This window comes from Corynebacterium sp. MSK044, from assembly GCF_030232825.1.
Lineage (GTDB): Bacteria > Actinomycetota > Actinomycetes > Mycobacteriales > Mycobacteriaceae > Corynebacterium.
Genome location: NZ_JASPJJ010000001.1, coordinates 167,042 through 179,596 on the forward strand (window position 1 = coordinate 167,042; position 12,555 = coordinate 179,596).

The 12,555-nt window shown below is 59.7% G+C and carries 11 protein-coding genes; 3 read left to right on the forward strand and 8 right to left on the reverse strand.

Features of this window, described 5'->3' with window-relative positions; all coding sequences use genetic code 11:
* Positions 1 to 54: 54 nt before the first annotated feature.
* A complete protein-coding gene (locus tag QP994_RS00760; RefSeq protein WP_284865021.1) occupies positions 55 to 1,317 on the reverse strand; it encodes an AlbA family DNA-binding domain-containing protein in 1,263 nt (420 codons plus the stop codon).
* A 102-nt stretch (positions 1,318 to 1,419) separates the two neighbouring features.
* Between QP994_RS00760 and QP994_RS00765 the strand changes: the two genes are divergently transcribed.
* The gene (locus tag QP994_RS00765) at positions 1,420 to 2,259 is read left to right on the forward strand and encodes a hypothetical protein (RefSeq protein ID WP_284865022.1); all 840 of its coding nucleotides are present in this window, start codon (positions 1,420 to 1,422) and stop codon (positions 2,257 to 2,259) included.
* Between the two features lie 167 nt (positions 2,260 to 2,426).
* Here QP994_RS00765 and QP994_RS00770 read toward each other — a convergent pair whose 3' ends face one another.
* Complete coding sequence (locus tag QP994_RS00770; RefSeq protein WP_502869982.1) at positions 2,427 to 3,599, reverse strand: MFS transporter; 1,173 nt, start codon at positions 3,597 to 3,599, stop codon at positions 2,427 to 2,429.
* Between the two features lie 88 nt (positions 3,600 to 3,687).
* Between QP994_RS00770 and QP994_RS00775 the strand changes: the two genes are divergently transcribed.
* Positions 3,688 to 4,713 carry a DUF4272 domain-containing protein gene (locus tag QP994_RS00775; RefSeq protein ID WP_284865023.1) on the forward strand — a complete coding sequence of 342 codons (1,026 nt, stop codon included), beginning with the start codon at positions 3,688 to 3,690 and terminating at the stop codon, positions 4,711 to 4,713.
* Between the two features lie 115 nt (positions 4,714 to 4,828).
* Complete coding sequence (locus QP994_RS00780; protein ID WP_284865024.1) at positions 4,829 to 5,647, forward strand: hypothetical protein; 819 nt, start codon at positions 4,829 to 4,831, stop codon at positions 5,645 to 5,647.
* 7 nt (positions 5,648 to 5,654) lie between these two features.
* Here QP994_RS00780 and QP994_RS00785 read toward each other — a convergent pair whose 3' ends face one another.
* From QP994_RS00785 to QP994_RS00810, 6 genes are all read right to left on the reverse strand, one after another.
* On the reverse strand, positions 5,655 to 6,266 hold the full coding sequence (locus QP994_RS00785) for a glycoside hydrolase family 25 protein (protein ID WP_284865025.1): 612 nt from the start codon (positions 6,264 to 6,266) through the stop codon (positions 5,655 to 5,657).
* Positions 6,263 to 6,790 (reverse strand): NUDIX hydrolase, encoded by a 528-nt coding sequence (locus QP994_RS00790; protein ID WP_284854455.1) that lies wholly within the window; start codon positions 6,788 to 6,790, stop codon positions 6,263 to 6,265. Before QP994_RS00790 ends, QP994_RS00785 begins: the two co-directional genes overlap by 4 nt.
* A gap of 38 nt (positions 6,791 to 6,828) precedes the next feature.
* Positions 6,829 to 7,797 (reverse strand): trypsin-like serine protease, encoded by a 969-nt coding sequence (locus tag QP994_RS00795; RefSeq protein ID WP_284865026.1) that lies wholly within the window; start codon positions 7,795 to 7,797, stop codon positions 6,829 to 6,831.
* A gap of 11 nt (positions 7,798 to 7,808) precedes the next feature.
* A complete protein-coding gene (locus QP994_RS00800) occupies positions 7,809 to 7,940 on the reverse strand; it encodes a hypothetical protein (RefSeq protein ID WP_269544977.1) in 132 nt (43 codons plus the stop codon).
* A 9-nt stretch (positions 7,941 to 7,949) separates the two neighbouring features.
* Positions 7,950 to 9,410, reverse strand: a complete 1,461-nt coding sequence (gene thrC / locus QP994_RS00805; RefSeq protein ID WP_284854453.1) for a threonine synthase — start codon at positions 9,408 to 9,410, stop codon at positions 7,950 to 7,952.
* Between the two features lie 73 nt (positions 9,411 to 9,483).
* Positions 9,484 to 12,543, reverse strand: coding sequence for a bifunctional [glutamine synthetase] adenylyltransferase/[glutamine synthetase]-adenylyl-L-tyrosine phosphorylase (locus tag QP994_RS00810; protein WP_284865027.1), 3,060 nt, complete (start codon positions 12,541 to 12,543; stop codon positions 9,484 to 9,486).
* Positions 12,544 to 12,555 lie beyond the last annotated feature (12 nt).

Consider the following 12,555-nt stretch of genomic DNA (forward strand, 5'->3'; position numbering starts at 1 on the left):
GGCTAGTTCGAGGAGCAGTGGCAAACCCACTAGATGCGAGTGTTAGCTGACTAGTTATTCCTCGGAACTGGGCTGGTCTGGGAACCACTCCAGAACCTGGGCAAAGTGCTCGCTTCCACGCGGGATGACATTGAGCGAGACAATGCCGGCCTGGTTGAGGCAGTCCTGACCAATCGCCTCCACATGGTCGAAGAAGACATCGTCATCCGAGAAATCGACCGTCGCGTCGACCGGAACGAACCTCGACACGGGCAGCGGGTCGAAAGTAGCGAACTCATGCTGCCTGTGTAGACGAAGCGGCTCGCTACCTTCCCACTCAATCCCGAGTCTCAAGTCGTACACGCCGCTACCACTTCGTTTACTCATTCCGCGCGCGGCGAGCATGAAGTCGGCCACAAACGCTTCGATGAAGAATGCAGCAACCGCCGTTCCGTTTTCCTCTGTAACCGGAAGGTTCGCCAAAGCGGACACCGAGCCGTCGTCATGGAAGCCTAGGTACGACTCGGGACGGTTCGTCTCGTCAGCTAGTAGGACGTAGCGCCAGCTACGAAACCCTCGACGTGGGTAAACGTTACTGAAATACGCCCCGAGCGGCGTCTCAGGGCGCCTGTACCCCCACAGATTGTCCCGCTGATTCACAAGCCGGTTGACGAACTGGCTTACGTCCTGGTTTTCCATAGGCACCGGCACGGTTTCCGTGGTTGGCCGCGCGACGGCAACAGCCCAGTAACCATTTGATGCGGTCAAGTCGCTGGTACGTCCATAGAGGTCCAGCAGCATCTGGCGCTGCTCGCGGGATGTGGCAAATCGCTGTTGGTAGAGACGGGCGATTTCCGACTCGGGAAGCCAGCCGGTGTCCGCTCCGTGGCGAACCGGAACCTGAAACTTCTTGTCCTTGTCAATGAGCATGTGAGGCACTTGCGGGCTTGCTGGGACTACGACTACTAGAGCTCTCGGACCGTCATCCGAACCGAGGGGAATGAGCTCAACGTTGTGCAACGGTGGTGTGACATGGTTGTAGGCAACACGCTGGTACGCCTGAATGTAGTTGTCATCGATCTCGCCGACATCTAGGCGGCTACCCGCATGACTGTTATTGTCTGTCACGCCGTAGACGAGTACCCCACCTCCGTAGTTGGCCATGGCGGCCAAGTCCTTCTTAACATCCGACTGGACCAGCGTCTCTTTTGGTGGCAGCGAACGTTTAAAGTCTAGCGACTCGGACTCCGGGACGCTTTCCGTGACGGCTTGGGTAACCATCTCATCCGTAATCGGGCCGGCGGGTACGCCGACAGCTCGGTGCAGTGCGGTAAACATGTACCTCAGCGTAGGTAGCTTTTCGAAAATAGACCTAATATGTTTACCCGACTCGACCTCTAAAACAGAGCCTCACACACAAACTTCCTGACACACTCTATGATGACGACCCACGATGAAAGCAACTTGGACCCACGCATAGGCGAGTTCAAGAATGAGATGTTCAATCTTTGCACTGGACTCGCGAATATCGCCAACGAAATAGGAAGATCGCAGCCCTCGTGGGGGTTAGACTTAGCCAATCAGGTCAACGCGAAATTGGATAAAGCGATTGACAACGTGGCTCGCCTGCCGGATGAAATAGCCGGAAGCATCCTTCAAGTTGCTGGAGCACACATTCACACCGTAGGCCGTCTGATGACGGACTCGTTCACTTCTCCAGCCATCGTCGCCCCCTTAGCTCGCAGCGGTGTGGAATACTGCGCGTTGTTGCTGTTCATCACCCGAGACGAAGAACCCGAAGTCAGAACAGTCCGTGCCGTCAGAGCACTCCGCGTCGGCATGAAAATTGACGGAGCCCATAAGCAAAAAGACCTGGAAGGTTTGTATTCGGGGCTGAACCGGATAGTGGAGCGCTATACGCGAAAACACTTCATTCCAGAACTAAAACACGACAAAGAAACAATTTCTGACATCGTGAGAGAAACATCGGGTGAACTGATCGGAGAAGATTTCTACGACATGCTGAGCGTTTACGCCCACTACAACGCATGGAAAGCTCTGTTTCAACTATCCGCAGCCGATGCGAACCCAACTGTGCTGGAACTAGACTCGCTCTACTTCGCCCAGAAATCTGCGCTGGCCTTAGCCGGGGCGTCACTCACCATCCTCAACTACCGCGAGGAAGCCTCGACCGAAGTCCTGCGCGAGGCACTGAACTTTCAAACGGAGCAGTTTCTCAAAATCGGCGAGAAGATCAACGATTTTCAAAGCTCCCTCTAGCTCTTCCAACGCTGGGGAAGGATGTACTAGACGAGCGAGCTGACAGTCCCGTGGGAAAACAGATAGGGGTTTCGTGGGAGAGGGCATCGAGATAGGCTGGGTTCGCCTTGGTCAAAGAGTTGTCCGAAAGTGCCCTCACCTAGCAGCAGCCAGCTCATCATCGATGCTCACCGGCGCGGCCGCACGTACCCCGATCGCGCCCATGAGCACGGCGCTGGCAACGAGCGCGATGAGGATCTCCCGCCACTGCCCCGTCGCGCCGTAGGCTGCCCCGACCACGACTGGCCCTGTGCCCGCCAGCAGGTACCCGTACGGCTGCGTGCTGGGATCAGGGCGATAGCGGTGGGGAAACAGAACCCACCGATACCCAACAGGAAAGCCCACAGAAGAGGGAGCTTATCGCCGCTCAGCAGAAGTCCCAGATATCCGGCCGCGGTGGCGGTGGCGAAGACCACGACGAACGGGGTGAGTGTACGGGCGCGTGCGATGAGCATGGGCATCACCAGCCCGCCGATCACGTTGAGGCCACCGACCAAAGCCAGCGCGATCGTGCCGGTTGTCGCGGATAAGCCACTGTCGCGGTAGATCTGTGGCAGCCAGCCCATTTGCACGTACGCGTTCATCGACTGCAAGCCGAAGAAGACCAACAGGAACAGCGCCGTCGGCGAGCGCCACATGGGCACGTTGAGGGTCGCGTCATCGTCGGCGGTAGCTGCATCGCTGCGGGGTGCATCGTTACCAAGCTTGCCGACGACCACCAGCCACACCACAACCTGCACCACCGCCGGAACAGCCCACACGGCCAACGCCCACTGCCAGGCACCGTCGCCGGTGAACACCAACGCGCTCAACGGGCCAACGGCTCCGGACAAGCCAAGCAGAGCACCATAGGCCGTCATCAACGCCACCATGTGGCGCCCACCATGCTGCTTGATCCACGCGGGGAGCAGCACGTTGGCCACCGCGATGCCCGCGACGACGAATCCGGTGAGCGCGATGAACACCGCCATTGCTCCCACCCAAGGGCGCACCGCCAACCCGACGAATGTGAGTACGGTGCCCAGCGCGATAGTCCGCGTCAACCCCAAGCGCATAGCCACGGGCACGGCACCTAATCCCATTAGCGCGAACAAGAACCCCGGCATCGCGGTGATCAGTCCGGCCTGGGACGCCCCTGCCCCGAAGGCGGCGAGCGTTTCCTCCAACACTGGCCCCACCGATGAAATACCCGCGCGCAGGTTGATCGCCACCGCAATAACGGCGAGGAACAGCAACGGGGCCGACAGCAACGCTGCCGCGCCGGGACCTTTCGGGTTGGAGTGTTGGGACGTTGATGCCATTTGACCATTAGGCATCCCGCTTCGGGGTTACGTCAACTCGTCCGCTAAGGAAAGCAGGATTGCTTCACCTCACTTAAAATCACCGAGCATGTACATCAACGCATATTCAACCGTTAGTGATGAGGTCCCGGGGGACTACTCCCACCAGCGTGGTGTGGACGATCCGGAACTGGCTGGGCACGTTGACGGCTTCACGGGGTACGTATGGGACCGTGGTGGACAGGAGATGACCCCGAGCATGTTCGGGCTGATCCGTCATATCGGGGAAACACAACGGCAGTACGTCTTTGAGCGCGAAGACCTGCGTGGCCTCGAGAGCTGGGCAGTGCAGACTAATTCGATATTCTTTATGCCCGACGGCACGGTGCTCAACGGGCAGGGCGAGGACATCATCGCTGGAGGTGCTGTCCCATACCACCCGGCGGCACGGGAGCGGGCGTTGCGAGTGCGCGCGACAATCACGCAGGACACTGGGCTATCGCTGCCCGCGCACTACCCGCCGGTGCGCAGCGAATATGAAGCCGTAGTGCCTGATCCCCGGGAGGTTGCGCAGCGATTCATCTCCCTGATTGCCGTCTCCGAGGTAGCCGGGTTTTTCTCCAGCGGCTCGGAGCCACCACTGGAGGCGGTTCGTGGAGTGCTGCCCGGCGCATTTGAAACACTGACGCCGACAGAACACCGCTTCATCGAGCTCCTCGACTCCGGTGTGACACCGCATACCGCCTCCCCCGCTGGCGATGAAGCACGCTACTTGGCAACTCAGCTGTCATGGCAAGTCATAGCAGCACAGATGCTCGCGCACGCTCTGGGCATCGTGGAACTTCCTGAAGGGGAAGTCCGAGGTGATACGAGTTCACTGGCTCCGTGGGTCGCGGACACCGGCGAGACCGCCATTCACGAGCAGGCGACGGCGCTCATCGGTTTGCCGGAGTTGTGCGACACGTACGAATTCGTCCATTCGATGCGCTGGATCGCCGTCGATGAGCAGCTGAATCCCGAGCGCCCAGCAACTATCGACGAGCCAACCGCCAGCACGCTTCTGGAATGGCACCGCGCACTAGCGTGGCTGTTCCACCCGCACGCGGATTGGGACGACGTCGACCTGTCGACGTAAGAGGCACCCCGCTTCGGGCGGTTTCACCTCTGCCCTCCGCGCATATTCCAAGCCTTCCGGTGCTACGGTATTCCCGAGCTTTACACCCCGCGAGAATACACAGCGAAAGGCGATTATGACGTACCCGAACTCCCCTGAACCGAATTACGGTGCACCCCAACCGTCTGCACATAACTGGGGCGCTCCGGTTCCACCGCACCAGCAGCAGTATCAACAGCAGCCACCCCAACAGCAGTACTATCCGCCGATGGGACAGCCACAGCAGAAGCAGTTTGCGCTTCCGGCGTGGCCGACGTGGGTGTACGTGGGACTGTTCATTCTGACGTTGATCAGTAGCTTCCTGCCCTACGTCGCTGTGAAGATCACGGGTTCAAGTTTTGCTCAGGCCATGACTGCAGAAGTACCTTTCCTTGATGAATTCCTCGGTGAGGATTCCGATATCTTCGACAGTTTTGGCTCAGTAACGACTACGTTCAACTGGTGGGGCACACTCAACATGCAGGGCGATGGCGTTGGTTCGTTCGCGGAAGCCTTCGATGAGGAAATCACTTCTGAGCTTGGTAGTGACTACGAGACTATGAAGATCGTTTTCATGCTCATCACGTTGAGCGTGCTCGCATTGTTGGTTGGCGCTGTGGTGATGGGCGTTCTGAACAAGGTCAAGATCGCTGCTGTTTTTGGTCTTGTTGCTGGCGCAGTCCAGTTCCTTGCGCTCCTTCTTGGGGCGGCATCCCGGTTCTCTGCCGTTGCTGACCCTGTGGTCGCCGATATGGCGACGATCTCCTTCAGCGCTGGTTTCTGGCTCTGGACCGTCCTCTGCTTGGTTGCTGTGGGATTCAGCATTTACGTGCTGATTGCAAACAAGAAGCCGCAGAATGCTTTCATGCCTCAGCCAGTTCAACCGCAGCAGCCGGGGTGGCCGAACGCGTACTAGTGGGGCGTTAGATCAACTGGGCGTTAATGTCCACCGCGTAACCCGCCACCGTGGCCTGTGAACCAAACTGCCACATGGCGGGTTTTTGCTTGCCGACGTTCGCAGGCCACTCCCCCAGCCCCGGAAAAATATCCGCGGGGATTCCTGCCTTGTTGTGGACGTAGCTGGCCACCCATAATGCCCCGAATTCACGAGTGTCAGCCCCAAACATCCGCCACCGCCAGTACCGGGGATAGGTGTACACGCCTGCCACGTCAATACCGGCTGCGTGAAAACGATCGCGTGCTTCACGGATGTGACCAAGGTTTAAACCCGCTGGTGTTTCACAGTCCAACCAGATTGGGCGCGCCCATGGGCTGCCGGCACCACCCATCACATCCACGGACGCCGCGACTTGCTCGGCGATAGATGTGCCCTCACTCGGATTGCGCAGATAGTGGTAAGCCTCGGTGGAGATGGGGGCGGCCAAGGCGTCGTCGATATGCGAACGATACGTGCGGTCACGATAGGTGCCATCCGTTGTGCGCACGATAGCGAACTCGATGCCCTCAGCGGCGGCGCGCACAAGGCTGATGCCGTCTTGGTGCTCGCTGACGTCGATGCCGAAGCGGACGGTCATGAGCGCTTGGCAAACCCCATGCGCGGCGTGAAATTAGCAGGGTGTTTACGTTGTGCAATCGCATCAGCGATGACAAGACGCCACTTCGGGTCAGTCACCGGCATGTGGGCGATGGAGAACCAGCCAACGTCACTCGATTCATCATCAGCCACGAAAGGCACCGCGGACGGGTCGGTGGCCTCCAAGCGGATGGCCACGGACATGTAGGAAGCATTGTCACCGTTCGCGTGAACGATCGGCCCGATTGCGCCCGCGCCCAGCAAAGCAGCCGGTGTAACGTCCAAGCCGGTTTCCTCGCGCACCTCACGCACAGCAGCATCGTGGGGCTCCTCCCCCGGATCGCAGATACCTGTGACGGGGGTCCACGCGCCATTGTCCGCGCGTTGGACAAGGAGCACCTCGGGCACAGCCCACGGGGAGTCATCGGTTGAGTCTCGCAGCACAATGGCGGATACAGCCGGGATCCACATCAGATCCGTTCCAATTTTCTTCCGGGTTTCCACGATGAACTCTGGGATAGGCATGGGGCCGAGTCTACGTCGTCACGAGGGCAGCGATGTAGTTACCAGGTTTGTTCCTCGAATTGGGCATCGGGGACAACGCGATTGATCACAGCCATAACCTGCTCATAGTTGGCATAAGACATGAGCCTCATGTGGGAATCAGGCAGCTCGCATGATTCTTCAGCTCGCTCCGCTTCAGTGCCGGAGACGACACCGATGATGGTGGCGCGGCCATTGATCTCATGGAACACGGGACCACCCGAATCACCGGGTGAGGCACACAGGTGACCAATATCCCCGTAGGTTTCGCGCTCCCCTTCTGCTTCGGTGCGGATGAGCTGCACGCGGCCACTATCTTCAAACACACCGCAGGTATATCCCGTGGTTCCACCGGTTTTACAAATGGGATCCTCACGCGACAGTGCACCGCCATAGATGGCAGTGGGGATCGGGGCGCCCACCAGATCCATGTAACGGTTGGGATCCGTGATCTCAATGATGCCTACGTCAACACCATCATTGCCTTCGCTGTACAGTCCGGAATAGATAAAACGGCCGGCCTCGACTGCGTAATCAGCTGCCGTCTCGGCGGTGGTGGGCCACACCAGATCTCCTTCACGGCCACAGTGTCCCGCGGTCACAGCAAAATTCCGGCCGTCCGCAGCACTGAAGCTGAATGCGACGGTACACGACTGCGCAACGAATGATTCCCCGGCTTGTGGGTAGTGGTCCGTGGACTGAATCTTGGTGCCTGGCGCCCACAGTGCGAAGGTAGGCACCTGAATCACTGTTCCCCCAGCTGGATCAGCTGGGGGTGCCCCCGGTGTTTGTACGCCTTCGCGCTCGTGGCGCTCTTCCACCGTCAGCGTCGGATACTGCGATGTGGTCACACCCAGGTAGACCACTGCAGCCACAACAAAGCTGACAATGACCACCATGGCCGCCCAGAATGTGGAACCATCTCCCCTTCTGGGTTGATACTCATCATCGGGCAGCGGGTACTGCTCGGGCGGGAACTGTGAGTGCATGAAGGAGGATCTTAGGACTCAGAAGAATCCGTGGTTGCTTCATCCTCGTCCTTCAGATCGTTCTGGATCTTCAGGTCGCGGATGAATTTCTCTGGGTCGAACTCTACGTAGTGCTCGGGGCCAGCAAATTGTTCCTGTGCCATGGTCGCTCCTTAGTTACCCGTACCACCGTTGCCGTCGATGCTGGCAATGTACTCCTTGACAGCTTCAGCGTCATTGGGCATATCTACCACGTGGCGGTCCGCATCCATGATGCCAGCGAAACGCTCCGGCACGTCCGGCTCCTGGCCAGTTGCTTCGACGATCGTTTCGGAGAACTTCACCGGCAGCGCAGTCTCCAAAACCACGATCGGGGTGTCCACCTGATCCTTGAGGCCACGGGCAACGAAGACACCGTCAGCGGTGTGCGGGTCGATGAGGGTGGACTGGTTGGTGTGGGTCTCACGGATCGTCGCAATGCGATCGGCGTGCGTGGAACGGCCGGATAGGAAGCCGTACGTGTTGCGAATCTCAGCCATCACGTCGTCGTTAAGCTCAAAGCCTCCGGCCTTGACCTGCATACCGAAGAGATCCTTGGTCTTTGCTGCGTCGCGGTCCAGCACATCAAAGATGAAGCGCTCAAAGTTGGATGCGCGGGAAATATCCATCGACGGCGAGGACGTTGCATGTGTTTCCGCGGAGGAACGCGGACGGTACTGCCCGGAGCTGAAGAACTCATGGAGCACGTCATTCTCATTCGTGGCCACGATGAGCTTGTCTATGGGCAGTCCCATCTGCTTCGCAATATGGCCAGCGCAAATGTCGCCGAAGTTGCCGGTGGGCACGCAGAAGGACACCTGCTGCGGCTCCTGCCCCGGAGCTGGCGGCGACGTGAGCTTGATGTAGGAGGAAATGTAGTAAATCGTCTGCGCCAACAAACGTGCCCAGTTGATGGAGTTCACGGCACCGATGTGGTGCTTGGACTTGAAGGCCGCATCGGCGTTGACTTCCTTGACTACGTCCTGGCAGTCGTCGAAAACGCCATCGAGCGCGATGTTGAAGATGTTCGGCTCATCCAGACCAAACATCTGGGCCTGCTGGAACGGGGTCATGCGGCCAGCTGGGGTGAGCATGAACACGTTGATGTTGTCGCGGCCACGCATGGCGTACTCCGCAGACGAGCCAGTATCGCCGGAGGTAGCACCCAAAATGTTCAGGGTTTCCTCCCGGCGCGCCAGCTCAAACTCGAAGAGCTCGCCGAGCAACTGCATGGCCATGTCCTTGAACGCAGCCGTGGGGCCTTCGGACAGGTGCGCAAGGTAGATGCCGTCTTCGAGCGCGGTGACGGGGACGATCTCTTCGGTGCTAAACACCGGGGTGCGGTAAGCAGCGGCGGTGAGCTCCTCAACCTTCGCCGGCGGGATATCGCTAACAAAGAGCTTGACTACCTCAGCGGCCAGGGCCGGGTAGCCGCCGTCGGCGAGGACTTCGCGCCACTCGGCCAGTTTCTCCTCTGTAATGCGCGGGTACGCAACCGGCACATACAGTCCGCCGTCGGGGGCTAGTCCGGACAGCAGAATGTCGGTGAACTTCTGCGGGGTCTTCGTCGTATCACGCGTTGAGATGTAATCCACCCCTAGGAGTCTAGCGTGCCTGGATCACACCTTTGGGCACACCGTCCCCGGAGCTCGCCAATCTCAGCCGAAGTTAGTCGTACTCAAAAGACGGCTCTTCACCCCAGAACACTTCTTCCACGATGCGGTGAGCCCGACGCGTCACCTTCAGATAGTGGTCGAGGAACGCTTGCGCATCATGTGGGTCATATCCGGCTGCACCGGCTACCTGGTTGAGTTGAGCACCCGGGCCAGGCAACTGATCGATGCGCTTGCCGGTGACCAAGACCAATGCGTTGCGTGCTGCTGTGGCCAGCAACCAGGCGTCCGTCAGCGTGCGGGCCTGTGCGGGGGCAATGATGTCAGCAGCTGTATCCGTGACGAGGAAGTCCAGCACCTCCAGCGTCGACGTGTTGTGGAGCTGCGGGTAGGTGTGGGCGTGCATCATGGTGAGCAGCTGCACCGTCCACTCAATATCTGTCAGCGCGCCGCGCCCCAACTTCGTGTGGGTTGCACGGTCCGCATTGCGTGGCAGGCGTTCATTGTCCACGCGAGCCTTCATACGACGGATCTCACGAATATCCGATTCACTCGCACCCCCATCGGGGTAACGGAATGGGTCGATGCTGTGCAGGAATTCCTCCCCCACATGCGCGTCACCGGCGATGTAAGTGGCGCGCAGCAGTGCTTGGCGCTCCCATACCTCACCCCACTCTTGGTAGTAGCGCTTGTAGGACGCAATCGTGCGCACCACCGCACCAGAACGACCTTCCGGTCGCAGCCCCAGATCAACTTCCAGTGGCGGATCACCGGACGGCTTGGATAGGCGCTTCCGCAGTTGATCAATGATCTTGGCAGCCCAGGCCAGCGCTTCCACTTCATCCACGCCCTCGCTGGGCTCAGCCACGATCATCACATCTGCGTCTGAGCCATAGCCCAGCTCCGCACCACCGAGGCGCCCCATACCGATGACAGCGATGCGGGCCAAAGGTTCTTCCACCCCGCGTTCCAGCAGGTCCGCATGAACTTCTGCTCGCAGGCCTGCCTCGAGCACGGCGTTCCACACCCAGGACAGCTGGTCGCACACCTCGCGCACATCCATCATGCCCAGCAGGTCCGCGGAAGCAATGCGGGCAAGCTCCGCGCGACGCAGGGAGCGCGCAACGCTGACTGCCTTATCCGGGTCGGCATGACGTTTCGCTGCCGCGATCAATGCCTTGTACACCCGGTCCGGCTCCGGATCGAGCAGCTTCGGCTGTGTTGCACCATCACCGAGCTGCTTGACTACATCGGGCGCGGAAATGATCAGGTTCGCCGCATAGGGGGATGTGCCCAGGATGTGCATGAGGCGTTCGCCGACCACTCCTTCGTCTCGAAGCATGCGCAAGAACCACGAGCGATCCTGCGCGGCATCAGACAGCTTGCGGTAGTTGAGCAAACCGGCATCCGGGTCCGCGGTCTCCCCTAGCCACACCAGCAGTGTGGGCAGCAGAATCGCCTGCAGCTTCGCCTTGCGCGAAGTACCCTTCACCAGCGCGGACAGGTGCTGGTAGGCACGCGTGGGGTGCGTGTACCCCAGCGCCTTGAGCTGTTCAATCGCCGCATCTTTGCTTAGCGACGCCTCCCCCACACTCATCCCCGCAATCGAATTCAACAGCGGGCGGTAGAACAACCGCGAGTGCAGGTCCGAAATCTTCTTGCGCTCAGCTTTCAGCCGCGCATCCATCTCATCCACCGCGGACAGGGTCGGTGAGGAGATAAAGCCAGAGGTCAGTGCCAGCCACCGTCGGTTCGCTGCATCATCGTCTTCCGGCAGCGTGTGCGTGCGGCGGAAGCGGTGGAGCTGAAGGCGGTGTTCCAGCAGCCGCAAAAACTCGTACGCCTCGATGAGATGTACGGCATCTTCGCGGCCAATGTAGCCTCCATCCGAGAGAGCCTGGATGGATTCGATGGTGTTTTTAGTGCGCAAGGCAGCGTCGATACGCCCATGCACGAGCTGCAAAAGCTGCACGGCGAATTCCACATCGCGCAGGCCACCCTGGCCGAGCTTGAGCTCACGCGAACGCATATCTTCCGGCACATTCGACAACACGCGCCGACGCATCGCCTGCACGTCCTCCACGAAGGAGTCTCGCTGGGAAGACTCCCACACCATCGGCTTCAATTTTTCCCGGTAGGCCTGCCCCAACTCCATGTCACCCGTCATCGGGCGGGCTTTCAGCAGCGCCTGGAACTCCCACGTTTCCGCCCAGCGCTTGTAGTAAGTCTCATGGGATTCCAGCGTGCGCACCAGCGCGCCAGACTTGCCTTCCGGCCGCAGGTTCGGGTCCACGTCAAAGAAGGCAGCAGTGCCTATCGACGTAAACTCGCTAGCCACCTTCGTCGCCTGCGCATCCGCCGGCTCCGCAACGAAAATGACATCCACATCGGAGATGTAGTTCAGCTCCCGCGCACCGCACTTACCCATCGCGATGACGGCCAGCTTCCCATTCATCGGGTCATCCCCGCACACCGAACGCACCGCCACAGCCAGCGCTGCGGTCAGCGCCGCATCCGCAATGGTGGTGAGCAGTTCCGTGACCTCGCTGTAGCTTAAGACCGGCTGGTCGGCGCCGTAGCCTTTGAAGGCGGAGTACGTTCCAGCGAGATCCGCCGCTGCTACACGCATGACCAGCGTGCGATACGTGCTCTTCAGAATCTTCTTTGCGTCTGTACCCGTGATGGCTGCGCGGTAGGTGCCGGGCTGGTCCAAATCTGCGTTGGCAGTGGGATCCCCCGGTTCCGGCTGTGCATCAACCGCGCCCAACATGATCTGGAAGATCTCACCCCGGGTAGGCAACGGCTCCGCCAGCAGCTTCCATTCCTCCGGGTGCGCCACCAGGTGGTCCCCCAAGGCCGTCGACCCGCCCAACAAGGCAAAGAGGCGGACGCGCAGCACCTCATCACTGATAAGCGCTTGGTGCAGCTCCTCGTACTTGTCGTCCAACGCCTCCGCCAGGCGAAAAGCCGTGTTCAGCGTGATATCCGGGTTGCCGGATCCGCCGAGGGTGTACAGCACGTCATTGTCACTCCAGCCCAGCCGCTCCAAATCCTCTGCTGCGGTTTTTCCGGTCAAGGCCAATTGAGCTGGTGAAGGAGACTTCGTGCGCGCCATATTCATCCTGTC